This window comes from Lentzea waywayandensis (assembly GCF_900115955.1).
Lineage (GTDB): Bacteria > Actinomycetota > Actinomycetes > Mycobacteriales > Pseudonocardiaceae > Lentzea > Lentzea waywayandensis.
The window spans coordinates 454,561-479,176 of the sequence record NZ_FOYL01000002.1 but is presented as its reverse complement, the minus strand read 5'-3'; the positions used below and the strand labels follow the sequence as shown (position 1 = coordinate 479,176).

Sequence of the window (24,616 nt, the reverse complement as noted above, 5' to 3'; positions counted from 1 at the left end):
CTGATGCTGCACAAGATATCCGCGGGCGTCGTCACGAAGAGCCCGGAATCGGTCCGCTCGTACCTCCTGCTGATGCGGCTGGACAGGCCCACTGGGTACATGCTCTACCTGCTTCCGGGGCTGTGGGCCGTCGTCTTCGCCTCCGGGACACGGCCGGATCTGCTGTCGGTGGCGGCCGTCGCCGTCGCCGCGGTGCTCATCCGCGGCTTCGCCTGCGCGAGCAACGACGTCACCGACAAGGAGATCGACGCGCGCGTCGCCCGCACCGTGGGGCGGCCCGTCGCGGCGGGGACGATCAGCGTCCGGAACGGGATCCTCTGGGCCGCCGCGCAGGCCCTGGTCGCACTGCTGGTCCTCGCGGTGGCGAACGTCGAGACGGCCCTGGTCGCACTGGCCACCTACCCGTTGATCGTCGCGTACCCCTTCATGAAGCGCTTCTTCGTCTGGCCCTCGGCCTTCCTCGGGCTGGTGATGAGCACCTACGTGTTCGTCGGCTGGACGGCGGCGACCGGGAACGCCGACTACCCGCTGCCGGTGTACGGCCTGTACGCGGCGGGGACCTTCTGGACCATGATCCACGACGCGATCTACTCCCATCAGGACAAGGAGTTCGACCGGAAGATCGGGGTGAAGTCGTCCGCCCTGCTGTTCGGCGGGTCCACCAAGGTGTGGCTGTCGGTCTTCCTCGTTCTCAGCGTCGCGGGCGTGGTGTGGGCCGGTTCCCTCACGCCGATCGGGTGGGCGTTCTACGTGGTCGTCGTGCTGGCGGCGCTCTACCTGGCCTACCTGGTCTTCCGGGTGGACCTGGACGACCCGAAGGCGTGCTGGGACACCTTCGTCGCCAACACCTACTACGGCTGGATCGTGCTCGCGGCCGTGATCGCCGGGCAGGTCACATGAGCGACTCGATGTGGCAGGGAAGCGGCGTCGACCTGGACGCCTACCTGACCCGTGTGGGCTACGAGGGCGACGTGGCCGCGGACCTCTCCACGTTGCGGGGCCTGCACTCCGCCCACGTCGACGCGATCGCGTTCGACAACCTCGACGCGCTGCTCGGGCGCACGGTGGTGCCGCTCGATCTGGACAGCGTCCAGGAGAAGATCGTGCGGCAGGGCCGCGGAGGCTGGTGCCTGGAACAGGTCGTGCTGATGGCGGCCGTGCTGGACCGCATCGGGTTCACGTTCACGGCGTTCGCCGGACGGACGCGCATCCGCTCCGGCAGCAAGCTCGGTCCCGCCCTGCACGTCGCGCTCCTCGTCGAGCTGGACGGCGAACAATGGCTCCACGACGTGAGTTTCGGCGCCTACGGGCTGCACGAGCCGATCCGGTTCGCGGAGAACGAGCGGCTGGACGGCGACTGGTCGTTCGATCTCGTGCGCGAGCCGACCGGTGAGAACGTGCTGCGGTTCCTGGGACCGGACGGACCGGTGGAGCTCTACGGCTTCACCACGGACGTGCGTTACCCGTCGGACTTCGAGCTCCTCAACCACTTCTGCCTCACGCATCCGCGCTCGCCGTTCAACCACCGGATGGTCCTCCAGCGCACACAGCCCAAGGTGAGGCACCTCCTCGCCGGCACCGTGCTGGCCGAGATCCGGCCGGGGGAGCCGGCGACGTTCCGCGAGCTCGACGAGGCGGAGGCGCTGTCCGCTCCCGGCGAGATCTTCGGGATCACCCTGGAGCCGGGCGACATCCAGACTCTTCGGAAAACCTTGGCCGGCCCATGACGCGCACACTTCTGGTGGACAACTACGACTCGTACACCTTCAACCTCTTCCAGCTGATCGCCGAGATCAACGGCCAGGAGCCGACGGTCGTGGTCAACGACGACCCGGCGCTGCTCGACCTGCGGCTGGAGGACTTCGACAACATCGTCGTCTCGCCCGGCCCCGGCCGGCCGCAGAACGCCCGCGACATCGGCCTCGTCGGGGAACTGTTGCGCCGCACCACGTTGCCGGTGCTGGGAGTCTGCCTCGGCCATCAGATCATCGGGTACCTGGCGGGCGCGACCGTGTCCGCCGCGCCGGAGCCGCGGCACGGGCACCTCGCCAAGGTCTCCCACGAGGGAGATCCGTTGTTCGCCGGGGTGCCCCGTGAGTTCGTCGCGGTGCGGTACCACTCGCTCGGCGTGCAGGAGCCACTGCCGGAGGAGCTCGTCCCGATCGCGTGGGCGGACGACGGTGTGCTGATGGCGCTGCGGCACCGGGACCTGCCGCAGTGGGGCGTGCAGTTCCACCCCGAGTCGGTCGCCTCCGGGTACGGCAGGGAGATCCTGCGGAACTTCGCCGAACTGACCCGCCAGGCCCACGGGTCCCCGTCCGCGGAACTCGGACTGATCAGCACCGTCGTGCCGACCGGCGCCGATGCCGAGGCCGTCTTCCTGGAGCTGTTCGGCGAGAGTCCCCACTGCTTCTGGCTCGACAGCAGCCGGGTGGAGGAGGGCCTGTCCCGGTTCTCGTTCCTGGGCGACACGTCCGGGCCGCTCAGCGAGGTCGTGACCTACCGCACCGGCAGCGGGGTGGTGCAGGTGCGCGACGCCGGCGGGGTCCGCGACGTCCCCGGCAGCGTGTTCGACTTCCTGGAGCAGCGGCTGCGCGAGCGGCGGGTTCCCGACACGACCCTGCCGTTCAACCTGACCGGTGGGTACGTCGGCTACTTCGGGTACGAGCTGAAGGCGGAATGCGGTGCGACAGCGCGCCACACCGCGGAAACCCCGGACGCCGCCTGGATGTTCGCCGACCGGATCGTCGCGATCGACCACCAGGAGGGACTGACCTACCTGGTCGCCGTGCACGACGAGGCGACCCGGCGCGACGCCCAGGAGTGGGTGGACCGGACGGCGACCGTCCTCACCGGACTGCACGCCGTCCGGGACGAGCCCGCCGACGAGCCGTGCGCGCCCCCTGACGCCGAGGAGTACCTGGTCCGCGACCGGAACCAGTACCTCGCGGACATCGCGGAGTGCCAGCGTCAGCTGCGGCTGGGCGAGAGCTACGAGATCTGCCTGACGAACAAGCTGCACCTGCCGTTCCGGGACGACGACACCGACTTCTACCTGAGGCTGCGCCGGTCGAACCCCGCGCCGTACGCCGCGCTGCTGCGCCTCGGTGACGTCACGGTCTTCTGCTCGTCGCCGGAGCGGTTCCTGCGCATCGAACGAGATCGCGGGGTCACGAGCAAACCGATCAAGGGCACCGCTCCTCGCGACGCCGACCCCGTGCGCGACGCCGAGATCGCCGCCACTCTCGCGTCGAGCGCGAAGACGCAGGCCGAGAACCTGATGATCGTCGACCTGCTGCGCAACGACCTCGGCCGGGTGTGCGAGGTGGGCAGCATCGACGTCGACCCGTACCTGGCCGTCGAGAGCTACCAGACCGTGCACCAGCTCGTGTCCACTGTGCACGGACGGCTCAAGGACGGCGTCAGCGCGATGGACTGCGTCCGGCAGTGCTTCCCCGGTGGCTCCATGACCGGGGCGCCGAAGCTGCGCACCATGGAGATCATCGACGGCCTGGAGACGGAGGCCAGGGGCGTGTACTCCGGCACCCTCGGCTATTTCGGTCTCTCCGGCGCCGCGGACCTGAACATCGTGATCCGCACCGCGGTCCGCGTCGGAGACCGGCTGACCATCGGTGCCGGCGGGGCGATCGTGCTCGACTCCGACACCCAGGAGGAGTACGAGGAGATGCTGCTCAAAGCGGCGGCGTCGCTGCGCGCCTGGCGTGCGCCCGCGGTGTCGGACGTGGGTTCGCAGCGATGAGCCGCCAGTGGTGGGACGACGGCGGGTGGTCGCCTTCCGGCGAGACGGGGATGGTCCGGGTCATCGACTCGTGGCTCGTGGACGAGGGGCGGGTGCGGGGATTCGGCCGGCACGCCCAGCGCTTCGCCGACGCCTGTTCCCGGTTCTCCGGACCGGGAACGGACGGGTTCCTGCGCGCGGTCGCCGAGTCGTTGCCCGCGCGGGGCCGGTGGTTCCCGCGCGTCGAGCTCGTGGAGACCGGTTCCCGGACGCGACTGCGGTTGTGGATGCGTCCCGCGCCCCCGCGCACCAGGACCGTCCGGTTGTGGAACTCGGGGACCGACCGCCGAAGCCTGCCCGCCGTCAAGGGCGTCGACCTGGACCACCTGACCGCCCTGCGTGCCGCCGCGGTCGCGGCAGGAGCCGACGAGGCAATGCTGCTCTCGCCGGACGGACACGTGCTCGAAGGATCCACGACGAGCATCGTCTGGTGGCGCGGCGACGTTCTCTGCGGACCGCCGCCCGGACCCGGCCTGCTGCCCGGGATCACCCGTGCCCTGCTCGGTGAGCTGGCCGGGCAGGACGTCGTCTCCGAATCCGCCACCCCGGCGGAGCTGGCCGGCGTTCCGGTGTGGACGGTGAACGCCCTGCACGGCGTCCGGCCGGTCACCGAGGGGCTGGGCCGGTTCGTCGAAGCGGACGCGGCGAAGGCCGAGCGCTGGCAGGCGCGCCTGGAGTCGCTCGCCGTTCCCGTCGTCCCCGCGCTGAACACGTGAAGGAGGCTCCCTGATGTCCACTGACCTCGAGCGCGACCTGCTGGTCCAGCTGACCCGTCGCTGGGGCAAGCGGGTGGCCGTCAAGAAGGACGAGCTCGACCTGGACGGGCACTTCGACGCAGGCCTGCCGGACTTCCCGGAGCACCTCGTGCCGGTGCTCGGCCTGCCGGGTGCCGAGAAGCTCGACCGGGACGCACGCGAGCGGATCCTGTCCGCGGCGTGGATCGCCTACAACGCCAAGACCGCGGCCATCGAGGACGAGATCATCCTGCCGGCCTGCCGGTTGATGCTCCAGGAGCGGATCCCGGTCCGCCGCGACGACGTCGCCGTCGACGCGCTGCACCAGACGATCATCGACGAGCACTACCACATTCTCATGTGCCACAACGCTGTCGGCGTCACGCGCCGACGGCGCGACATGGCCGGCGTGCGGTTCGCGCCGGACGTCTGGTCGGTGGTCCAGGGACGTGCGGCGGCCCGCGCCGGGCTGTCCGGGTTCGACCGCGACATCGTCGACATCGCGTTCTCCCTGGCCGCCGAGACGACGATCAGCGGGTTCCTCTCGGCGTTGTCCACCGCCCAGGAGATCCAGCCGATGAACCGGATCACCACCGATCTGCACCGGCGGGACGAGAGCGGCCACGCGGTGGTGTTCCGCGAGCTGTGCGGCTCGCTCTACCGGAACCTGGACGGCACGCAGCAGCAGACGTTCCGCGAAGCGCTCGTGAACGGCCTGACCGCGTTCCGCTCCGCCGACCTGGAGCCGTGGGTGACCGTCGCGGCCCAGGGCGGCTTCGAGATCGGCGTCGACCAGCTGGCCGAGTGGGCCGCGTCCCGCCCGGTGCCGAAGCGGGACACCGGACCGTTGCAGCTGCTGCTCGACGACCTGGGCATCAGCCACGACCTCGTCGAGACGTGAGGTCTGCCGAGGACTGGCGGACGCTCGTCGCCTGCCAGCGACCGGAATGGCCCGACCAGGTCCGGCTCGGCGAGGTGGTCGACGACCTGACGGCCTCGCCTTCACTGGTCACGCCCCAGGAATGCGACACGCTCACCGCACGCCTCGCGCAGGTCGCCGAGGGCAAAGCGTTCCTGGTGCAGGGCGGCGACTGCGCCGAACGTCTCGACGACCTCTCGACGCAGGCGATCCGGCGCAAAATTGTTCTGCTGCGACAGATGTCCGAGATCCTCACGTCCGCCTCGACGCTCCCGGTGGTCACCGTGGGCCGGATCGCCGGCCAGTACGCCAAGCCCAGGTCCTCGCCGACCGAGACCGTGGACGGGCGCACGCTGCCGGTGTACCGGGGTGACGCGGTGAACGGCATCGGCTTCACCCAGGCCGAACGGCAGCCGGATCCGGCCCGGTTGCGCCGCGTGTACGACGCCTCGCAGTACACAATGGACGTGCTGCGAGGGGAGTTGTGCACGAGCCACGAGGGTTTGCTGCTCGACTACGAGGAAGCCCTGACCCGCCGTGACCCGCGCTCTGGCCGACGCTACGCGGGAAGCGGCCACCTGCTGTGGATCGGCGACCGCACCAGGCAGCTCGACGGCGCCCACGTCGCCTACTTCGCGACCATCGACAACCCCATCGCGGTGAAGCTGGGACCGTCCACCACGCCCGAGCACGCGCTGGCCCTGATCGACCGCCTCGACCCCGACCGCCGGCCGGGCAGGCTGACGTTCGTCGTGCGGATGGGAGCCGACCGCGTGCGGGATCTGCTGCCGGAGCTGGTGGAGAAGGTCAACGCCTCGGGAGCGCCGGTGGCGTGGGTGTGTGATCCCATGCACGGCAACACGTTCCAGGCACCCAGCCGGTACAAGACGCGGCGTTTCACCGACGTCCTCGCCGAGGTGGCGGGCTTCGTCGAGGTGCATCGGGCACTCGGTACCCACGCCGGCGGCCTGCACGTCGAACTGACCGGCGAGGACGTCACCGAGTGCGTCGGCCGCGGCGTGGGTTTCGACGACCTGCACCGCAACTACGAGTCGGCGTGCGACCCTCGCCTCAACGCCGGCCAGGCACTCGAGCTCGCCTTCCTGGTCGCCGAAATGCTTCGGTGACCAGGAAGGCGAGCGATCACGCCGGGTTCGTGTACAGCGTGCCCTCCGACCAGATGTACCGGGTCCCGCCCCACCTGGCCGCAGACTCGACGTCGGGGAAGAAGCCCCGTCCCTCCAGGTTCGCGCTGGTGTTGCACAGCACGGGAATTCCGGTGATCTCCGCGTAGGCGGTGAGGATCCGCACCGTGGCGGTGTCCTGAGTGGACGCGATGGTCTGGAGCCGGGCGGTGCCGTCGAGGTGCACGACCGCCGGGACGCGCTCGGCCCAGCCGGGCCGCATGCGGTGCTCGAAGATCATGTACGGATCGGGCGTGCCGGGGTCGAAGACCTCCTGCGCGCGATCCTCCAGGCAGATGGGCGCGACGGGCCGGTACTGGGCCCGGTTCTTGATGTCGTTGAGCCGGTCCTTCATTCGGGTGCTGGTCGCGGGCGCGATGATGCTGCGGTTGCCCAGGGCGCGCGGGCCCAGCTCCGCCCGGCCGGACAGGACGACCACCGGTTCGTCTTCGGCGTGCAGGAGGGCGGCCAGCTGCCGTTCGTCGCAGGGGCGTGAGCGCCACCCGTCGGGGAGCGTGCCGGTGGTGATCCGCGGTCCGCTGTAGACGTTCCACTCCAGCGCCGTCCGGCCACGCCGGAACATCTCGCAGGCCGCCGTGCCGATCGCCGCCCCCGCGTCGTTGGGGAAGGGCGGGATGAAGACCTCCCGGAAGACCCCGCTGGCCCGGATCGCGCTGTTCCACTTGATGTTGAGCGCGCAGCCGCCGCCCATCACCAGGTTGTGGCCGCCGTCCGGGAAGCGGCTGCGCACCGCCGAGGTGAGCCGTTCGAGCAGGTTGTGGCCGAGATAGGCCTGATAGGTGGCGATGAGGTCCGCGTTGGACAGGCCCGGCAACAGCTCGTCGCGGTTCGCGGCGGCCTTGTCTCCCAGCGCCCCCACGTTGTCGACGGGAAGGTCGCTGAACTCCGCCATGAGGTCGTCGAAGACGGCGAACGCCTCGGTCTCGACCCGGCCCTTGGCCGCGTAGGCCATCGCCTTGCCCGCCACGGAGAGGTGATGGCGGATGAACCGGTCCGACGCGATGTCGTCGGTGTCGGGCAGGTACGGCTCGAACCGCGCGCAGAAGGCCGCGAAGCTGCCGCCGAAGACAGGCATGAGGGCCTCGACGAACGTGACCTCACGGGTCGCGGCCCGCACCAGGTAGAGGCGCGGCGTGATGATGCCGTCCCAGACCAGGACGAACGCGTCCTCGCCCCTGGCGGCGAACGGGCTCGAGCAGTACGTGCCGATGAGGTGGTTGGCGACGTGGTGGTAGCTGGCGTAGTCGCCGAGACCGTGGCCGCTGAAGGTGTGGCGTCGCAGCGGATCGCCGTCGCTCTCGACGTACGGCGCGACCCGGAGCTGGACCGGCAGGCCGCCGGCGTGCACGTCGACGGCGACCTCGCCCGCGGCGTCCTTCGTGTACCAGCCGTCGACCACGAACTGGTCGATGTCGCCGGGGGACAGGCCTTCCGCGGCGAGGATCTCGGTCACGCGTTCCAGGTTTCCGAGAGAACTGTACCGTTCGCCGTTCTTCAGCTTCTCGATCTCGTAGCTGAAGAGAAGCCGGCCGTCCTCGATGACCGCGACTCCGCCGTCGTGTGATGCCTTGATTCCGCAAATCCGCATTGGTCAGCCACACCTTTTCGGAGAATGTGAGAAAGCCTCTAACGGTGGTTGAGTCGCACCGGCAGCGAGTCGAGCCCGCGAATGATCGTGCTGTTGCGCCACCGCAGGTCCTCGGGATCGGCGGCGAGCCTCATGGCGGGGAACGCGTCGAGCAGGGCGTTGAACGCCATCTGCACCTCCACCCGCGCGAGCGGTGCCCCGAGGCAGTGGTGGATGCCGTGCCCGAAGGCGACGTGGCCGGCGGCCGAGCGGCGGACGTCCAGCGCGTGCGGATCACCGAAGCGCTGAGGGTCGCGGTTGGCCGAGGCGATCGCCACCAGCACGAAGTCGCCGGCCGGGATCTCGGTGTCACCGATGCTCACCGGTTCCGTCGCGCAGCGGAACGTGGCGTGCTTCAGCGGGCTCTCCAGCCGCAGGAACTCCTCGACCGCGCCGGGCAGCAGGGTCCGGTCCTCGCGCAGCGCCTCCCACTGGGGAAGGTTCCGCATCAGGTGCAGCGTGCCGTTGCCGAGTGCGTTGAGGGTGGTCTCGAAACCGGCGATGAACAGCAGGTAGGCCGTGGAGACCAGCTCGGTCTCGGTGAGCCGGTCGTCGACGTCGCGCGCCGCGACCAGAGCGGTGAGCAGGTCGTCTGTGGTCGCGCGCCGTTTGCGGTCGACCAGTTCGCCCAGGTACTCGGCCACCGCGGTCGCGGCGGCGGTCGCCGCTTCCGGTGACTCACCGGAGACGAGCGCCTTGGACCAGGACTTGAACTCCTGCTGCTCCTGCACCGGCACGCCCAGCAGCAGGCAGATCACCCGGATCGGCAGCGGGAACGCGAACACCTCCAGCAGGTCCACCGTGTCGTGCCCGGAGAGGGCCTCGACCAGTTCGTCGGTGATCTTCTGGATCTCCGGCCGGAGGGCCTGGATGGCGCGGACGGTGAAGGCTTTGCTCACGAGCTTGCGCAGCCTGGTGTGGTCCGGTGGGTCGGTGTGCATCATGTGGCTGGCGATGGCCGAGGAGAAGCCACCGCGCTTGGTGCGGTCCGGCTCCTTCTGCGCGAACAGCCCGTCGATCCTGTTCAGGTCGGTGCTCAGCCGGGGGTCCGCCAGCGCGGAGCGCACGGCCTCGTAGCCGGTGATGAGCCAGACCGGCAGTCCGCCGATCAGGGGTACTCCAGGGGGCATCCGCACCCGGTGCGCCGAGCCTTCGGTGCCGAGCTTCGCGTACACCGAGTACGGGTCCTGCACGAACGCGTCGTCGAGTTCCAGAAGGGTGGAATCGTGGTCCATGGGCACGTCCTCGAAACGAAGGCTGTCCTCGTGGAATCCCTATCAAGGACCATCGTCCGTCGCAATGATGGTTATCAAAAAGCCTAAACGCCGCGCGAACCGCGTGACTGCCCCGCTCGGCTGCTGCTAGTGTCGTTATTCGGCGCTGTTTCCATTTTTGCGGAGATGACATTGCGACTTGCGCAAGTAATGGCAGACGTCTTCGAGCGCTTCGGGGAACGGCCCGCTGTCGGTGAGCGCGCCAGGGAGTTCGTGCGGGACGTTCGGACGGGACGCGTTTCGGCCCGTCTGCTGCCGCGCTACGAGATGACCACCTACCGGCAACTGTGGAACCGCATCCGCGCGGTGGCGAGCGAATGGCACCACCACCCCCGGCGCCCTCTCGCCGCGGGCGACCGGGTGGCCCTCCTCGGCTTCACGAGCCGGGACTACGCGACGCTGGACCTGGTGTGCGGTTATCTGGGCGCCGTCAGCGTTCCGCTGCAGTCCGGCGCGTCGGCTGAGAACCTGGCGTCCATCGTGGCGGAGACCGAACCGGTCCTCGTCGCCGCGAGCACCGAGCGTCTGGACGTGGCGACCGACCTGGTCCTGCGCGCGCCTTCGGTCCAGCGGCTGGTGGTGTTCGACCACGACCCTCGCGCCGACGACCAGGCGGAGCGGTTCGCCGGCGCCCGCGACCGTCTGGCCCAGGCAGGCCGGGACGTGGACGTCGTCGCGCTGTCCGAGGTCCTCGATCTCGGCGCGACCCTGCCCGAGGCGCCGCCACACGTCCCCGCCGATGACGAGGACCCCCTCGCGAAGCTCGTGTACACCTCCGGGAGCACGGGGACGCCCAAGGGCGCGATCTACACCGAGCGGCTGGCCAGGGTGACGTGGGAGGACCGGGCGAAGCGGGAGGGCCTGGTCGCCGTCCACTACACGCCGCTGAGCCATTTCGCGGGCTACTTCACGCTGACGAACGCACTGGCGCGCGGTGGCGTCAGTTGCTTCACCGCGAGCAGTGACCTCTCGACGTTCTTGGAGGACGTCGCTCTCGTGCGGCCCACCGAGCTGTCCCTGGTGCCGCGGGTGTGCGAGATGCTCTACCAGCGCTACCAGAGCGAGGTGGACGGCGCTGATCCTGCCGAGGTGCTGACGCGTCTCCGCGAGGGCGTACTCGGCGGCCGGGTCACCTTCGCCACCTGCGGCTCCGCGCCGCTGTCGGCCACGCTGACCGAGTTCGTCGAGTCGCTCCTCGGCGTACCGCTGTACGACATGTACGGCTCCACGGAGGTCCCGGGCATCGCCGTCAACGGCACCCTGATGAACCCGCCGGTGACCGGCTACAGGCTGGCCGACGTGCCCGACCTCGGCTACTTCCGCACCGACACCCCGCACCCGCGCGGCGAGCTGAGGGTGAAGGCAGACGGCATTCCCGGCTACTACAGGCAGCCCGAACTGACGGCGGATCTCTTCGACGAAGACGGGTATTACAAGACCGGCGACATCGTCGCGGAGCTCGGTCCACGCCGGATCGCCGTCGTGGACCGCCTCAAGAGCGTTCTGAAGCTGTCCCAGGGCGAGTTCGTTGCCGTCGCCCGGCTGGAGTCGGTCTACGCCGCCGGCCCGTTGGTGCGGCAGATCTTCGTGTACGGCAACAGCGAGCGCTCCTACCTGCTCGCTGTCGTCGTGCCCACCGAGGCCGCCCTGGAGCGGTACGGGGACGACCGGGACCGTCTCGGGCAACTGCTGACCGAGTCGTTCCGGGGGATCGCGAGGGAAACGGGCCTGAAGTCGTACGAGATCCCTCGCGGCCTGCTGCTCGAGACCGAGCCGTTCAGTCAGGCCAATGGTCTGCTGTCGGATCAGCGCAAGTTGTTGTGGCCCAGGCTCGTGGAGCGTTATGGAGAGCGGCTGGAACAGCTCTACGCCGAGATCTCGGCGCGCGAGACCCAGGAGTTGCTCGACCTGAGCCGCGGCGGCCGCGACCGGCCGGTGCTGGAGACCGTCCAGCGGGCCGCGCGAGCGTTGCTGGCGGACGCGACGGCCAACGTGAGTCCCTCCGCGTACTTCCGCGACCTCGGCGGCGACTCGCTGTCGGCGGTGTCGCTGTCGAACCTGTTGCACGACACGTTCGGCATCCGGATACCGGTCGACGTCATCATCAGTCCCGCGCACGACCTGCGGCAGCTGGCCGCGTACATCGAGGCCAAGCGCACGGCCACCACGGCACGGCCCACTTTCGCTTCTGTACACGGCGAAAACGCCACCGAGACGCGCGCTGATGCCCTCACCCTCGACCGGTTCATCGACGCGGGAACCCTGGACGCCGCCCGCGACCTCCCGCGTCCTGCCGGGGAGCCTCGCCGCGTTCTGCTGACCGGCGCGAGCGGATACCTGGGGCGCTTCCTCACGCTCGAATGGCTCCACCGGCTGGCTCCGGCCGACGGCAGGCTGCTCGTCGTGGTCCGCGGCAAGGATCCGGACGCCGCACGGCAACGCCTGGCGGATGCGTTCGGCAGCGACGATCCCGAACTGACGCGCACCTTCGAGAAGCTGGCCGCGGAGCACCTGGAGGTGCTGGCGGGAGACATCGCCGAGCCGCGGCTCGGCTTGGACGAGGCGACGTGGGAACGGCTGACCGGTGAGGTGGACCTGATCGTCCACGCGGGAGCCCTGGTGAACCACGTGCTGCCCTACCGGCATCTGTTCGAGGCCAACGTCCTCGGCACCGCGGAGATCATCCGCCTGGCCCTGACCGACCGGCTCAAGCCGATCACGTACATCTCCAGCGTGGCGGTGTCTCGGTCGCGGCAGGGCCGGCCTCTCGACGAGGACTCCGACGTGCGCACCGCGTTACCGGTCCAGCCCGTGGACGACGGGTACGCCGGTGGGTACACGACGAGCAAGTGGGCCGGAGAGGTGCTGCTGCGGGAGGCGCACGACCTGCGCGGTCTGCCGGTGACGGTGTTCCGCTCCAGCATGATCCTCGCGCACAGCAAGTACGCCGGGCAGTTGAACGCGCACGACATGTTCAGCCGGTTGATGTTCAGCATCCTCGCTACGGGCGTGGCCCCGCAGTCGTTCTACCGCGGCGAAGGGGCTCACTACGACGGCCTGCCCGTCGACTTCACCGCGGCGTCGGTCGTAGCGCTGGGACAGCAGGCTTCCGGATACCGGACCTTCAGCCTGGTGAACCCGCACGACGACGGGATCTCCCTCGACACGTTCGTGGACTGGCTCGTCGAGGACGGCCACGCCATCGAACGGATCGCGGACTACGGCGACTGGCTCGTCCGCGTCGAAGCCGCCCTGCGCACGCTGCCCGAATCGCAGCGGCAGTACTCGATCCTCCCGCTGCTGCAAGGCTTCCAGGAGCCGGAGATGGCGGTGTCCGGTTCGGACGTTCCGTCGGCCCGTTTCCGGGAAGCCGCCGGGGAGATTCCGCACCTGTCCCGTTCTCTCATCCGCAAGTACGCGAGGTCTCCTGAACGTGAGTGAGTACGACTACATCGTGGTGGGCGGTGGCAGCGCGGGGTGCGTGGTCGCCGCTCGCCTGGCCGAGAACGCGCACGTCCTGTTGCTGGAGGCGGGGAGCGCGTCTCCGGTGACCGCCCCGCCGAACAAGTGGCTGTCGCTGCTGGGCACCGAATCGGACTGGCAGGACACGACTCTGCCGGAACCGGAACTGGGCCGGACTCTCGCCTGGCCACGCGGGAAGGCGCTGGGTGGCTCCTCCGCCATCAACGGCATGATCTTCGCCCGGGGACACCGCGGCAGTTACGACTGGGGCAAGGGCTGGGAGTTCGACGACCTGCTGCCGTTCTTCCAGCGCAGCGAGCACGCTCCCACGCGCGATCCGGCTCTGCGCGGCGTCGGTGGCCCGCTGAAGGTCGCCCCGGCCGAGCAACAGCATCCGGCAGCGGCCGCGTTCGTGGACGCGGCCGCGGAGGCAGGACATCGGCGTGCGACGGACATCAGCGGCGGCCTGGAGGAGGGTGTCGGCTGGGTCGACCTGAACATCGTCGCCGGAACCAGGCAGAGCGCTGCCGACGCCTACCTGGGCGCACAGCCCGACCTCGACGTGGTGACGGACGCGGTGGTCCAGCGGGTGGTGCTCGACGGGCACAGGGCCACCGGTGTCGACTACATCGTTGGCGGACAACAGATCCGCGCCGAAGCCACCGAAGTGGTGCTGTGCGCGGGCACCGTCGGAACCGCTCAACTGATGATGCAGAGCGGGATCGGCCCGGCCGATCACCTGCGGGACAGGAACATCGACGTCGTCGCGGACCTGCCAGGCGTGGGCGAGAACCTGCACGATCATCCGCTCTCCTACGTGGTGTACGCCAGCGCCCGACCGCTGCCGGTGGGCGTGAACAACAACGTCGAGGTGCTTGGAATGCTGCGCAGCGATCCCGGATTGGACGCTGCGGACCTGCAAACCACCCTGTCGCCGACGGGGGAGGACTCCTACCTGATCGTGCTCTCGCTGATGACCCCGTACAGCCGTGGGCGACTCCGCTTGACCGACAAGGGAATCGCGCTGGCTCCGCGTTATCTGACCGATGCGCGCGACATGACCGCGATGGTGAACGGCCTGCGACTCGTACGCGAGATCGGCGCGGCCAGCGCCCTCGAACCGTGGCGCGGGCAGGAAATGGAGTCAGGCGGCGAGGCCTACATCAGGGCGACCGCGGCGCCGTACTACCACTACGTCGGCACGTGCAAGCTGGGTGTGGACGAGATGTCGGTGGTGGACCACGATCTACGCGTGCACGGCATCGAGGGTCTGCGGATCGCCGACGCCTCGGTGATCCCGCAGATCCCGTCGGCCAACACCTACGCGACCGTGATCGCGATCGCGGAGCGAGCCGCCAGCCTCATCAGCGGAGCCGCGACCGGGTGAACTGGCTATTGTCACGGCGTGCCCGACTTCACCGAGATCCAGGAGCGCGAGCTCGCCGCGTTGGCCGACGACCTGTCCGCGCTCGACCCGGGACAGTGGCGTGCGGCCACGTTGTGCGGTGACTGGGACGTCGAGGAGGTGCTCGCCCATCTCGGCGCGGCCACGAGGCTCGGCCGGTGGGGATGGATCCGCAGCATGGCCGGGGCCCGGTTCGACGCGGACCTGCACAACCGGCGGCGCCTGGAGGAGTTCCGAGGCGCCACCCCGCAGGAGACGCTCGACCGGTTCCGGCGCGCCGGGACGATCGTGCTGCCGGTCAAGTCGTCCCCGGCCGGGCTGGGCGAGGTGATCGTCCACTCCGAGGACATCCGCAAGCCGTTGGGACTGCGGCACACCCCCGACGCCGGTGGACTGCTCGCCGTCGCCCGCTTCTTCGCGACGAAGGACTTCGCGGTCAACAGCAAGACCTTGGTCAAGGGCCTGACTCTGCGGGCGACCGATGCGGACTTCCAGGAAGGCAGCGGCCCCGAGATTCGCGGGCCGTTGCTGTCGCTGGTCATGGTGATGGCGGGGCGTACCGCGTTTCTCGCCGATCTCAGCGGTGACGGAGTCTCCGAACTGAGCTCACGACTGGCCTCCTGAACGCGGTCACTGCCTGGCGCCACGGCGCCAGACCGCACGCGTGTTGAGGGTGTCCGAGATCGTGGTGGTGGGGTCGCCGTCAACGAGGAGGAGGTCGGCGCGCAAACCCTCGGCGATGCGGCCGCGGTCGGACAGCCCGAACCGCCTTGCGGTCGTGGAGGTGGCCGCGCGCAGTGCCTGTTCCGGGGTGAGTCCGGCCGCCACCAGGTACTGCAGTTCGTGGTGGACGCTCGCGCCGTGGGCGAGGCCGCCGAGGAACGGCAGCGGAACGGAGGCGTCGGTGCCCACCAGGACGTCGACACCGGCGTCGCTGAGCACCTTGATCGTCGTCAGGACGTCCTCGATGTCACCCCGCGGGTAGCAGTTGAAGCTGGAGCGCAGGGTCTTGTCCCAGTCCTCGTCCAGCCGGGAGGCGACTCGCGGGTCGTCGGCGAGCTCGTCGCCGGTGATGCCCATGAGAGAGGCGTTGAGGACCGCGCAGGGGACGACGAACATGCCGGCGTCCTTGATCATGGCGATGATCTCGTCGTCGTGGGGTTCGACGAAAAGGTGCGCCAGGCCGTCGATTCCGGCTTCCACGGCCATTCTGGTGGCGTCGATGGTCAGCGTGTGGGCGACGGTGAGCGCGCCGTACCGCTTGGCCTCGGCCACGCCCGCGTTCAGGGTGGCCTGATCGATCATCGGAAGACCGGGATGCCCCTCGACACTGCCGTCGTCGATCATGAACTTGACGTAGTCCGAGCCGTGGGCGAGCAGCTTGGAAATGGAGGCCGCGGCGCCCTCCGGGCTCGTGGCGTCCGGCTGGAACGGCTGCTCGCCGCCGTGCGAACCACCGGGATTGAAGCCCGGAGGGAACAGTTCGGCGGGATGCCCGCCCGGTGGCGTGAGGCCGAAGCCCGCCGAGCGCACGTCCGCGAGCGCGTCGTTCTCGCTGATGCCGGCCCGCCGGTCGCGCGTGTTGACGCCCTGCATCTCCAGCTCGGTGGTCACGCCGAAGCGCAGTGCCAGCGCGAGGGCCTCCGGTCCGGTGTGGACGTGCGCGTCGATCAGGCCCGGAAGCAGTGTCGCGCCGGTCCCGTCGACCACTTCGGCTCCGGCGGGTACCTCCCCTCCGATCCGAACGATCTTTCTGTCCTCAATGGACACGTTGGTGATGCCCAGGGTCTTCTCGCCGTCGAAGACCCAGGCGCCGGTGATGGTCGTCGTCATGGCCCCACTGAATCACATACCTTAAGCTATGTAAATTCTCAAAGGTATGTAGATGACATGTGGTCTGCAGTTGCTACAGTGGAGGGATGAGCGACTCGCCTCTGCCCGAGACCGGCGACGAGGGCCTGCTCGACCAGGTCGGGCCCGCGCTGTCGCGGCTGCGTCGCAGGACCTCCGGTGGACGCGGGGACCTCACCCGCAACCTCGTCCTGAACGTCGTCCACGACGATCCCGGCGAGATGACGGTGGGCGGGGTCGCCGCCGAGATGGGGGTCGCCCAACCTGTCGCCAGCCGGACCGTGGCCGCCTGCATCGCGGACGGCCTGCTCCGGCGTGCCGTCTCGCAGGAGGACGGCCGTCGCACGGTCCTCGAGCTCACCGAGGCCGGCGAGGCCGAACGCGGCCGCTTCGCCTCGGAGCAGCGCGAGGCCTTCGAGCACATCACGACCGAGTGGACGGCCGCCGAGCGCGATCAGTTCGCCCGGTTCCTCATCCGCTACAGCCAGGACAGTTCGGACTGGTCACGCCGAACTCGCAGGGATTCTGGCACTCGACCTTGAGAAGCCGGCGCGGACTCTCAGGTGTGCTGCGTTTCAATCGTGGACATGACCTTCGGTTCGCCGCGGCGCATCGACCGTTCGGTGCTCACGCAGTGGTGGACCGACGTGACGTTCCTGCATTGGCGAGTTCCCCCTGGGGCGGTGCAACATCTGCTGCCCGCGGGCACGAGGCCGGACGTGGTCGACGGCGACACGTTCGTCGGACTGGTCGCGTTCCGCCTGTGTCCGCTGGGCTGGCCCGCGCTGACTGATCGCTGGAGCTTCCCGGAGACCAACGTGCGCCTGTACACGGTCGACCGGCAAGGACGGCGCGGCGTCGTGTTCCTCTCGATGGACGCCTCGAACCTGCCGTTCGTGCTGGGCGCCCGAGCCCTCGCCGGACTGCCGTACATGTGGTCGGACGTAGAGGTGCGCCGCGACCGCGGTGAGGTCACCTACACGTGCAGGCGCAGGTGGCCTCACCGTCCGGACGCGACGAGCACGTTCACCGTCCGGCCAGGGGATCCGATCGCCCGGCCGAGCCCGCTGGAGGAGTTCCTGACGGCCAGGTGGGGCCTGCACACGTCCTGGCTCGGCCGGACCACGTACCTTCCGAACGACCACGCCCCGTGGGACCTGAGGCGCGCCACGATCATTCGCTGCGACGACGACCTGGTGGCCTCGGCGGACATTCCGGTCTCCGGCGAACCGATGAGCGTCCTGTACTCACCTGGGGTGCAAGCCAGGTTCGGCGTCCCGTCGGACGCCTCGGTCCGCCGGGAAACCGCCTGACCGCTAGCGGATGGTCTTCAGCACGTCGTCGACAGCGCCGGTGATGATGTCCGGGCGTTCGGTGACGATCCCTTCGTGCGAGGTGTTCTCGGCGACCACGTGCTTGCGGCCCGGCCCGGCCTGCGCGAAGCGGACCTGGGCGTCCCGCCACAGCTTCGCCGCGTCGGGGGAGTCGGCGAACGGCGTCTCGGACGCGACGATCACGGTCACCGGCACGTCCTTCGGCCAGGCGAGCCGGTGAAAGGCGCGGTGCACGGGCGCGTAGTCGACCATCACGGCGAGCAGCTGGCGGTTCTTCTTCGTCGACGCCTGCGCCAGCAGCGCGATCCGCTGCTTCTCGATGACCGGTTCGAACGCCGTCAGCATCTCGTCGCTGAAGAAGTCGGGCACGTTCGCGTCGACGAGCACCGCGCCGGACACCCAGCCGGGGTTCTTGTTCACGAAGTTCGTGGCGACCTCACCCGCGATGGAGTGCGAGACCAGCACGACGTCCTTCGTCACCCCCAGTTGCCTGAGCCCGGCCTCCAGGTCCGACACCGCGTTCTCCACCCGCCACGGCCCCGAGACCTCGTCGCTCTCGCCCTCGCCCGCCCGGTCGTAGGTGACGACCTTCGATCCGGTGGCCTTCGCCAGCCGTGGCGCCAGGTCCTTCCAGTACGACGAACTCAGCCCGCCGCCCGCGTCCAGGACCAGGGCGGGCAGCGTGCCGTCCACGACGTGGAAGACCAGTTCGTGCTCGGCGTTCGTGACCTTGTGCGTCTTGGCCGCCGGCGCGCCCGTCGCAGACGTGGGTGCGGTGGAGGACGGGCTGCTTGCGGCGTTCGGTGTCGCGCACGCCGCGAGCGAGGCGGTCAGGAGGACCGCGGAACCGAGCGCGATCGCCTTGCGGCGCAGGGGAGTCAGGTGCTGGACCATGGCGAGAACCCTAGGAATCTCCTGGCTGCACAGCGATCAGGCCATCCCGCCGATCCTCGCTGGTGCCAGCCCTACCTCAGCAGCCGTCCTCCGCGCTCGTGGGGGCGTGGCCTCGCAGACCGACGCCGTTGAGATAGGTGATGGCGGCCCGGCCGGAGACGTAGTCGGCGCTCGGGGCGTCGGCGAGACTGAACGCGATCGCGCCGTTGGGCCCGTTGACGATCACGCCGTTGCTGCCCTGGCCGAAGTCGTGGTCGAGGTGTTCCTCGATCTGGTGGCCGGCGAAGGCGGTGCGCAACTCGCTCAGGGTGGAGTTGACGCGAATGTTGCCGACCTGGGTGTGCAAGGCCTTGACCCCCGCGGAGTTGCTGATCGCCAGGACGCGGCCGCTCGCCGACTCGACGCTGAAGCCGAGCGGCTGGCCCTCGCGGGCGTAGCGGACGCAGGCAGCGTTCTGCCCCTGGTACTGGTTGCCCTTGTTGACGTAGCCACGTGCGCGAAGATCCGTGGCGGTGAGGGCGAGGGTGAACTCACCGATGCCGTCGAACCGGACCTCCGACGTGTCGATGAACGGAGGAGGCATCGCCTTGATCACTTCAACGATCTGGTCGGTCGTCTTGGGGTCTGCCAGCTGCTTCTTGTGTCCGCACGAGGCGATGAACATCGCTGCGAACGCCAGACCCATCACAGTCGGCGTCTGGCTGCCTCGTTGGAGGTCCTGCATGGTGAGGTAGTCGAATGCCACGGTGGGCGCGAACGTCGCCAGCGCGGCGGTCTCGTGGAGCTTGGCGAAGTCGGCCCGGCACGGTTGGGTGCGTGATCGCACCGTTGCCCGGCCCGGCGGGCTTGCGCCGCCATCGCCGGACGTCGCGTATCCGTGTGCGGACGTCACGGGCACGATCCCGTCGGTCGACAGCGGAAGCGAGTACATCGTGAACCCGAACAACGAGCGGTCCACGGTGATGTCTCCGGCGACCTGGGTCACCGTCACTCCGGCTGGCAGATAGGGCGGCAGCGGACCGCAGTCGCCCAGCAGCGGCGCCCCCTTCTCGTGCCAGGCGAGGCAATGCCCACCGCTCGCGTCAGGTGGCTTCTCCTTGCCGAGAAGGGTGAGGGCCTTCTCGTAGAGCGGCGCGACGTCCGGTCCGCCCCAAGGCGACCCCAGGTGCGGTGTGCCGAGTGTGATCACTTCCAGCACCGTGCCGGCCGGTATCCAGCTCATCGCGTAGCGCAGAGCGAGACCGCCCATGGAATGTGCGACAACGACTACTTTGCCATCGCCTCTCACGTCCTTGTGGGCCTTCGCCACCTTCGTGATGTAGATGGCGAGGCACGGTGCGATGTGCTCGTTCGACGCCCAGTGCAACGACCATGGACCGTAGTCGAACGTGAACGTACTGACCCGGCTGCCGAGTTTCTCCTGCAGAATCGTCGCCGTCTCCGTCATCCGTTCACCGGCCCACCCGTGCACCAGCACGACCGGGCGTCGTGATGCCGACAGGTCCGTGTGCTCAAGGGTCGGCGGGGTCCCAGCGCAGCTTTCCTCCGCGGTGGGCTGCGCTCGTGCCGGAACGGCGGGGAGCACCGCCAGCAGGAGCGCCAGGACGTATGCCATCGGCTTGCGCATGCGCGTTGTCACGGTGCGGCCTCTGTCCAGCTGATCCGCCACTGGCCGTCGACCGCGACGAGCGCCACCGTCCACACCGCCGCGGCCGATCCGTTCGTGCGTGCGGTCATCCGAGCTGTGCCGTCCCCCTCCACGCGGAAGGTCGCGATGTCGAACTCCATCGACGAGATCGACGCCAGCTGACCCGCCACGGCAGGGTCGAGCGCTTGTTGCGGCGAGATGGCGATCGCCTGCCGCAGCCGCTCTTCCGACCCGCTCGTGAGGTTCGCTGCGATGGCCGTCGCCTGCTCCTTCGTCAGGGGAGGAGGAACGGACGTGCTCGGTGGCGCGGTGGTCGACGACGACGTCGCCGCGTCGGTCACCTCACCACTGCCGCGCAACAGGAACACGACGGCCGCGCCGATGACCACCAGCACGACCGTGAACGTCACGACCAGCGTGCGACGAGTCATGGCTACTTCCTCGTGAACGCGCGGTTCCGCCCGCATCGTCCTCTGTGGACGCGCGACTACCGGACCGGCGTTTCCCCTATCGGCGGCCCGGCCTCGGTTGTGACCGTTCGAGCAGAGGTTCACCCGGCCGGCTCAACGGGACTGCCTATGTAACGAGCCTGTGTTGGGGCGCAATAAGAAAGGGCCGATGTCCGCAGAACGGAGGGTCGCCGTGGCGACAACCATGAGGCGCTCGGGTCGTTCGGCGATCGTGGCGATCGTTCTGCTCGTTCTGGCCGGATGTGACGCCCTCCCGCAAGCTCCGTCCACTCCTGAGGTCGAGGTCGTCGCGCCCGGTGTCGAGGTGCACACGCGGAGTCTGGGCTCGGGCGAATCGCCGGCGCCGGACCTGCGTTTCATCTCCGACGTCTACGAGCTGAGCCCGTCCGGCGTCCTGCCGGCGCAGGCGACGGTCACCGTGCGGATGTCGGTGCCGATCGCGCAGATCTACGTGGCTGTCGTGGTGACGAGGTCGAGCACCGCCGAGCCGTGGGAGTACCTGCCTGCTGTTGTGGCTCCTGATCGTACGTCGGTCTCCTTCACCACCAACAGGTTCGGCTACTTCGGAGTGCTGGAGTACGACCTGGACCAGGCGATCGAACGCTTCGAACGCGACTTCGTGGACGGTCTCGCCGACGGCGTGCCCCAGGCCGCCGGCGCACCTTCCTGTGACAACGAGCAGAGTGCGCGCGGCGACGGCTACTCCGCCGCTTCCGGCCCCGGTGACGCCTTGGCGTGGTGCCTCGGCAAGGACAACGCAGGCACTCGCGTTCTCGAAGTGACGAACCGTCGTGGTCATCCTCTGCTCGCGTCCCACCGTGGCATGGACGTGATCGAGAACGCCGTGGACTGGGCCCAGTGGCCTTCGCTGAGCCGGATCGCGGCGGGCGACAGGGCAGTCATCGCTCCAGGTGGAACGGTCGCGTTCAACGCCGACCTGGCGCCTGGAGCGAGCGCGGCCATCACCACGGAGGCCGATGACATCGGGCACTCGCTCTACGCGTTGCACGCGACTGTCACCGCGCTGGTGCAGGCTCTCACCCGATTCGCCGCGGGATCAGGCGTGCAGGCGGCCGAGATCACCAACAAGATCCTGGCCGGTCAGTCGTGCCCCGGAAGCCTCGGCAAGGGCAGCGGTGCGGTGGTCGCGGATTGCCTGGACGCCAAGACGATCACGGATGTGTTCGGTTCCAGGGGCTTCCTGCTGGCGCCGATCACGGCCGCCGATCCGGTCGCCGCGTACCTGGCCGGCCAGTGGCAGGAGATCGTGGACCGGTTCAACGACAACAGCGCGTACCGCGTCGAGGTCGCGCGCGCCAAGCCCGCGGTGGACCTGACCGTCTTCGCCGGAGAGTGGTCAGGACACACGCGTTCGCTGACCATCACCTCTGACGGACACGCGAAGGAGCACGTGGGCGACGGCTGTTGCCACCCGATCGTCGACCTGACGTTCACGGTGTCCGCTCCGCAGGGCACTCGCGCCGCGGCGACCGCGACCATCACGGTCACCTCGGTGACCCTGCACGACTGGGTGCTTCCGCAGTCCCCGCCCAAGGTCGGGCAGACCGCCACGATCAAGCTCGCCAACGGCGTCATCACCGAACCACTCGCAGGCGGCACGTACTGCGATCGCGCCGCGTCGATGGCGGGCATCTGCGGCGCGTGACCACGCACGACGCGAACCGCGGCGGGTCACTCGCCGCGCAACGACCTGCGGATCTCCTCCAGACGGTCGCGGCCCGCCTCCTCGCGCCGGTCGAACTGGTCCTGGGTGTTCTGCGGATCGCCGGCCAGCTCGGTGGCGGCCTCGCTGGTGAGGTGCCGGCCCTCGATCTTGTCGCGGACGAAGTCGAACGTCGGCACGCCGTCTTCGGTGTAGTCCGGTTCAGTCATCGTGGACCTCCTTCGTGGGTACCCTGGCCTTCGGGTTGGTGAGGAGACGAAAGCCCTGTGGAGCAGGGCACGGTGCGGTGTTCAGTGGCCAAGGCTGAGTCGTGGTGCTCGTGCGGTATCCCGGCCGCAGGTTGGCAATCCGGGTCGGTGTGGTGTGAAGCGTGTCATGTGGGCCGGTGAAGCGGGCGTTTCGTAGCCGCTTCTGTCCGAGCGAGGCGCAGGCTGCGGAGTTGTCGCGCACGTTCGGGTGTGTCCGCTAGCGGCCGACGAAGGTCGCCGCCGTGGCGTGGGCGCTCAGTTCGTGACCGGCGTTGTTGATGTCGAACGTGACGTCTGAGGCGAGGGTGGCGGCCTTGTTGACCGAGGGCTGAACGGTCACGTCGAGCCGAATGGGCACGATCATGTCGTCAACCCGTCTCCGCTCGGGAGCCGCGGGTCCGCGCATGAGTCGGATGACTGCGGTTTCGTACCCGGCGACGTGGAGGGCGTGAAATCGGAACCAGCGAGTTCTGGTCGCGCCCGGCCCCGTTGTCTAAGGTGACCGCCATGGTGCGACCACGGCGGGTGACGGCGCCTGTCGTCGGGCTTTCGGTGCTGCTCGTGTTGTCCGTCGTCGCCTGGATCGGTGGCGACGCGGTCATCGACCGGCTCAACGCGACGCGCTGCACGGATCCGGTGACGGTGCTGGTCACCGCCGCGCCCGCGGTCGCGCCGGCACTCAGCGAGGCGGCGGCCGGGCTGGACTCGGGTGACGACTGCTATCGGGTCGAGGTCAGGGCCGAGCCCGCGCGCGAGACCATGGGGCGCCTGGTCGACGGTGGTGAGTCGCCTTCGGTGTGGGTGCCCGAGTCGACGATGTGGTTGCGCCAGGCACGGGACTCCGGTGCGTGGCGGGTGCCGGAGGCGGGCATCTCCGTCGCGCGGTCGCCGGTCGTGCTCGCCGTGAAGGACGCCGCGAAGGGCAAGAACTGGCGCGAGCTGATCGGGCCCGGCGCCAAGGCGGTCGGCGGTATCGCCGATCCCGCCAAGGACCCGGCCAGTCTGTCGGCGTTGCTGGCGATGCGCGGGTTCGCGTCGGCGGAGAAGGATCCCGCCGCCGCGACGGTCGCCTCCATCAGGCCGGTGTCCGCCGACTACGCCGAGCAGGCCGACGACCTGTTCACCCGCCCGCTGGACGTGTTCCCCACCTCCGAACAGGCCCTCGAACGGCACAACTCGACGCCCGGCGCGACCCGGCTGACGGCGGTCGCCGCGGAGAACCCGGTGCCACCGCTCGACTTCCCGTACGTGGTGCTGCCCGACGTGGGGGAGACGCAGCGGGCCGGCGCGGAGAAGTTCCTGGCGCACCTGCGATCGGGGCCGACCCTCGACAGGTTCGGCCTGCGCGCCCCCGACGACAAGGCCGCCGGTCTGGACCAGGGTTTCGTGGACGAGACGCTGCGTCTGTGGAGTGGACTCACGCTGACCGCGCGGGTGCTGGGAGTGCTGGACGTGTCGGGCTCGATGAACCAGGTCGTGCCCAGGACGGGGACGACGCGGATGGCGCTGGCCGTCGCCGCCGCCGAACGCGGCCTGGGCATGTTCAAGCCCGGCACGCAGATCGGCCTGTGGAAGTTCTCCACCAGGCTGGACGGCGACAAGGACTACCGGGAGATCATCCCGTTCGCGTCCGTCAAGGACCACCTCGCGAGCGGCAGGGCCCTCGCCGAGGTCCGGGCGACCCGCGCGACCGCCAACGGGGCGACCGGCCTCTACGACACCACCCTGGCCGCCTATCAGGAGGCCAGGAAGAGCTGGGAGCTCGGCCGCATCAACATCGTCGCCATCATGACCGACGGCCGCAACGAGGACCCCGACTCGATCAGCCAGCGCCAGCTGCTGGACGAGCTGGCCAAGCTCCAGGACAAGCGCAGGCCGTTGCCCGTCATCGCGATCGGCATGGGCCCTGACGTCGACGTCGACGAGCTGACGAGGATCGCCGACGCCACCGGCGGCAGGGCGTTCACCACCGCCGACCCCGCCGGGATCAGCGACATCTTCGCGCAGGCGCTGAGCACCATGCTGTGCCAGCCGCCCGCGTGCCGCCCTCAGTAGCGCAGAG

At 69.3% G+C, this 24,616-nt stretch carries 22 protein-coding genes; 14 read left to right on the top strand and 8 right to left on the bottom strand.

Going from position 1 to position 24,616, the window contains the following annotated elements; genetic code table 11:
- The first annotated feature begins 3 nt into the window (after positions 1-3).
- Genes BM417_RS07090 through BM417_RS07065 form a run of 6 tightly spaced genes read left to right on the top strand, consistent with a single transcriptional unit; the run spans position 4 to position 6,579 of the window.
- Positions 4-900 carry a 4-hydroxybenzoate octaprenyltransferase gene (locus tag BM417_RS07090; RefSeq protein ID WP_093588989.1) on the top strand — a complete coding sequence of 299 codons (897 nt, stop codon included), beginning with the start codon at positions 4-6 and terminating at the stop codon, positions 898-900.
- Positions 897-1,727: an arylamine N-acetyltransferase family protein gene (locus tag BM417_RS07085; RefSeq protein ID WP_093588987.1), complete on the top strand. Its 831-nt coding sequence runs from the start codon at positions 897-899 to the stop codon at positions 1,725-1,727. Before BM417_RS07090 ends, BM417_RS07085 begins: the two co-directional genes overlap by 4 nt.
- Entirely contained in the window at positions 1,724-3,760 is a 2,037-nt protein-coding gene (gene pabB / locus BM417_RS07080; protein ID WP_093588985.1) for an aminodeoxychorismate synthase component I, read from the top strand. The genes BM417_RS07085 and pabB overlap by 4 nt, the downstream gene beginning before the upstream one ends.
- Positions 3,757-4,515, top strand: coding sequence for an aminotransferase class IV (locus tag BM417_RS07075; protein ID WP_093588983.1), 759 nt, complete (start codon positions 3,757-3,759; stop codon positions 4,513-4,515). The genes pabB and BM417_RS07075 overlap by 4 nt, the downstream gene beginning before the upstream one ends.
- 13 nt (positions 4,516-4,528) lie before the next feature.
- Complete coding sequence (locus BM417_RS07070; protein ID WP_093588981.1) at positions 4,529-5,434, top strand: AurF N-oxygenase family protein; 906 nt, start codon at positions 4,529-4,531, stop codon at positions 5,432-5,434.
- The gene (locus BM417_RS07065; RefSeq protein ID WP_093588979.1) at positions 5,431-6,579 is read left to right on the top strand and encodes a 3-deoxy-7-phosphoheptulonate synthase class II; all 1,149 of its coding nucleotides are present in this window, start codon (positions 5,431-5,433) and stop codon (positions 6,577-6,579) included. The genes BM417_RS07070 and BM417_RS07065 overlap by 4 nt, the downstream gene beginning before the upstream one ends.
- Before the next feature lie 16 nt (positions 6,580-6,595).
- On the opposite strand, the gene BM417_RS07060 is transcribed toward BM417_RS07065, so the two are convergent.
- Together BM417_RS07060 and BM417_RS07055 are read right to left on the bottom strand one after the other, a co-directional pair.
- Positions 6,596-8,245 carry a carbamoyltransferase N-terminal domain-containing protein gene (locus tag BM417_RS07060; protein ID WP_093588977.1) on the bottom strand — a complete coding sequence of 550 codons (1,650 nt, stop codon included), beginning with the start codon at positions 8,243-8,245 and terminating at the stop codon, positions 6,596-6,598.
- A 38-nt stretch (positions 8,246-8,283) separates the two neighbouring features.
- Positions 8,284-9,519 carry a cytochrome P450 family protein gene (locus BM417_RS07055; RefSeq protein WP_093588975.1) on the bottom strand — a complete coding sequence of 412 codons (1,236 nt, stop codon included), beginning with the start codon at positions 9,517-9,519 and terminating at the stop codon, positions 8,284-8,286.
- Between the two features lie 165 nt (positions 9,520-9,684).
- Here BM417_RS07055 and car point away from each other — a divergent pair, with 165 nt between their 5' ends.
- The 3 genes from car to BM417_RS07040 are packed head-to-tail and all read left to right on the top strand — an operon-like array spanning position 9,685 to position 15,049.
- Positions 9,685-12,999 (top strand): carboxylic acid reductase, encoded by a 3,315-nt coding sequence (car, locus tag BM417_RS07050; RefSeq protein ID WP_218164375.1) that lies wholly within the window; start codon positions 9,685-9,687, stop codon positions 12,997-12,999.
- Complete coding sequence (locus tag BM417_RS07045) at positions 12,992-14,407, top strand: GMC family oxidoreductase (RefSeq protein ID WP_093588971.1); 1,416 nt, start codon at positions 12,992-12,994, stop codon at positions 14,405-14,407. Before car ends, BM417_RS07045 begins: the two co-directional genes overlap by 8 nt.
- Before the next feature lie 18 nt (positions 14,408-14,425).
- Positions 14,426-15,049 (top strand): maleylpyruvate isomerase family mycothiol-dependent enzyme, encoded by a 624-nt coding sequence (locus BM417_RS07040; protein ID WP_093588969.1) that lies wholly within the window; start codon positions 14,426-14,428, stop codon positions 15,047-15,049.
- A gap of 6 nt (positions 15,050-15,055) precedes the next feature.
- Here BM417_RS07040 and BM417_RS07035 read toward each other — a convergent pair whose 3' ends face one another.
- On the bottom strand, positions 15,056-16,258 hold the full coding sequence (locus tag BM417_RS07035; protein ID WP_093588967.1) for an amidohydrolase family protein: 1,203 nt from the start codon (positions 16,256-16,258) through the stop codon (positions 15,056-15,058).
- Between the two features lie 86 nt (positions 16,259-16,344).
- On the opposite strand from BM417_RS07035, the gene BM417_RS07030 reads away from it, so the two are divergent.
- Together BM417_RS07030 and BM417_RS07025 are read left to right on the top strand one after the other, a co-directional pair.
- On the top strand, positions 16,345-16,818 hold the full coding sequence (locus BM417_RS07030; RefSeq protein WP_093588965.1) for a MarR family winged helix-turn-helix transcriptional regulator: 474 nt from the start codon (positions 16,345-16,347) through the stop codon (positions 16,816-16,818).
- Positions 16,819-16,863: 45 nt separating this feature from the next.
- Complete coding sequence (locus BM417_RS07025) at positions 16,864-17,589, top strand: YqjF family protein (protein WP_093590813.1); 726 nt, start codon at positions 16,864-16,866, stop codon at positions 17,587-17,589.
- A gap of 3 nt (positions 17,590-17,592) precedes the next feature.
- Here the strand turns inward: BM417_RS07025 and BM417_RS07020 are convergent, their stop codons facing one another.
- The 3 genes from BM417_RS07020 to BM417_RS07010 all read right to left on the bottom strand — a co-directional run bounded on the left by BM417_RS07020 (position 17,593) and on the right by BM417_RS07010 (position 20,583).
- Positions 17,593-18,504 (bottom strand): alpha/beta fold hydrolase, encoded by a 912-nt coding sequence (locus BM417_RS07020; RefSeq protein ID WP_093588963.1) that lies wholly within the window; start codon positions 18,502-18,504, stop codon positions 17,593-17,595.
- Positions 18,505-18,580: 76 nt separating this feature from the next.
- A complete protein-coding gene (locus BM417_RS07015) occupies positions 18,581-20,131 on the bottom strand; it encodes an esterase/lipase family protein (protein WP_093588961.1) in 1,551 nt (516 codons plus the stop codon).
- An 8-nt stretch (positions 20,132-20,139) separates the two neighbouring features.
- Entirely contained in the window at positions 20,140-20,583 is a 444-nt protein-coding gene (locus tag BM417_RS07010) for a hypothetical protein (protein WP_093588959.1), read from the bottom strand.
- Positions 20,584-20,794: 211 nt separating this feature from the next.
- Here BM417_RS07010 and BM417_RS07005 point away from each other — a divergent pair, with 211 nt between their 5' ends.
- Positions 20,795-22,288, top strand: a complete 1,494-nt coding sequence (locus BM417_RS07005; protein ID WP_143138545.1) for a hypothetical protein — start codon at positions 20,795-20,797, stop codon at positions 22,286-22,288.
- A gap of 26 nt (positions 22,289-22,314) precedes the next feature.
- Here the strand turns inward: BM417_RS07005 and BM417_RS07000 are convergent, their stop codons facing one another.
- On the bottom strand, positions 22,315-22,515 hold the full coding sequence (locus BM417_RS07000; protein WP_093588955.1) for a hypothetical protein: 201 nt from the start codon (positions 22,513-22,515) through the stop codon (positions 22,315-22,317).
- 161 nt (positions 22,516-22,676) lie between these two features.
- Between BM417_RS07000 and BM417_RS50240 the strand changes: the two genes are divergently transcribed.
- On the top strand, positions 22,677-22,775 hold the full coding sequence (locus BM417_RS50240) for a helix-turn-helix domain-containing protein (protein WP_218164374.1): 99 nt from the start codon (positions 22,677-22,679) through the stop codon (positions 22,773-22,775).
- Here the strand turns inward: BM417_RS50240 and BM417_RS47645 are convergent.
- Positions 22,772-22,918, bottom strand: coding sequence for a hypothetical protein (locus tag BM417_RS47645; RefSeq protein ID WP_177320325.1), 147 nt, complete (start codon positions 22,916-22,918; stop codon positions 22,772-22,774). The two genes, BM417_RS50240 and BM417_RS47645, sit on opposite strands and share 4 nt — an antisense overlap.
- 143 nt (positions 22,919-23,061) lie before the next feature.
- Between BM417_RS47645 and BM417_RS06990 the strand changes: the two genes are divergently transcribed.
- Complete coding sequence (locus BM417_RS06990; RefSeq protein ID WP_093588953.1) at positions 23,062-24,609, top strand: substrate-binding domain-containing protein; 1,548 nt, start codon at positions 23,062-23,064, stop codon at positions 24,607-24,609.
- Positions 24,610-24,616: the final 7 nt, after the last annotated feature.

Excerpts from the sequence above, each read along its gene's own strand:
- BM417_RS07055 (WP_093588975.1), bottom strand. The coding sequence starts at position 9,519 with ATGGACCACGATTCCACCCTTCTGGAACTCGACGACGCGTTCGTGCAG.
- BM417_RS47645 (WP_177320325.1), bottom strand. The coding sequence starts at position 22,918 with ATGATCGTGCCCATTCGGCTCGACGTGACCGTTCAGCCCTCGGTCAAC.
- pabB (WP_093588985.1), top strand. The coding sequence starts at position 1,724 with ATGACGCGCACACTTCTGGTGGACAACTACGACTCGTACACCTTCAAC.
- BM417_RS07020 (WP_093588963.1), bottom strand. The coding sequence starts at position 18,504 with ATGGTCCAGCACCTGACTCCCCTGCGCCGCAAGGCGATCGCGCTCGGT.
- BM417_RS07000 (WP_093588955.1), bottom strand. The coding sequence starts at position 22,515 with ATGACTGAACCGGACTACACCGAAGACGGCGTGCCGACGTTCGACTTC.
- BM417_RS07060 (WP_093588977.1), bottom strand. The coding sequence starts at position 8,245 with ATGCGGATTTGCGGAATCAAGGCATCACACGACGGCGGAGTCGCGGTC.
- car (WP_218164375.1), top strand. The coding sequence starts at position 9,685 with ATGACATTGCGACTTGCGCAAGTAATGGCAGACGTCTTCGAGCGCTTC.
- BM417_RS07010 (WP_093588959.1), bottom strand. The coding sequence starts at position 20,583 with ATGACTCGTCGCACGCTGGTCGTGACGTTCACGGTCGTGCTGGTGGTC.
- BM417_RS07025 (WP_093590813.1), top strand. The coding sequence starts at position 16,864 with ATGACCTTCGGTTCGCCGCGGCGCATCGACCGTTCGGTGCTCACGCAG.
- BM417_RS07030 (WP_093588965.1), top strand. The coding sequence starts at position 16,345 with ATGAGCGACTCGCCTCTGCCCGAGACCGGCGACGAGGGCCTGCTCGAC.
- BM417_RS06990 (WP_093588953.1), top strand. The coding sequence starts at position 23,062 with ATGGTGCGACCACGGCGGGTGACGGCGCCTGTCGTCGGGCTTTCGGTG.
- BM417_RS07070 (WP_093588981.1), top strand. The coding sequence starts at position 4,529 with ATGTCCACTGACCTCGAGCGCGACCTGCTGGTCCAGCTGACCCGTCGC.
- BM417_RS07035 (WP_093588967.1), bottom strand. The coding sequence starts at position 16,258 with ATGACGACGACCATCACCGGCGCCTGGGTCTTCGACGGCGAGAAGACC.
- BM417_RS07015 (WP_093588961.1), bottom strand. The coding sequence starts at position 20,131 with ATGCGCAAGCCGATGGCATACGTCCTGGCGCTCCTGCTGGCGGTGCTC.
- BM417_RS07090 (WP_093588989.1), top strand. The coding sequence starts at position 4 with ATGCTGCACAAGATATCCGCGGGCGTCGTCACGAAGAGCCCGGAATCG.
- BM417_RS07085 (WP_093588987.1), top strand. The coding sequence starts at position 897 with ATGAGCGACTCGATGTGGCAGGGAAGCGGCGTCGACCTGGACGCCTAC.
- BM417_RS07075 (WP_093588983.1), top strand. The coding sequence starts at position 3,757 with ATGAGCCGCCAGTGGTGGGACGACGGCGGGTGGTCGCCTTCCGGCGAG.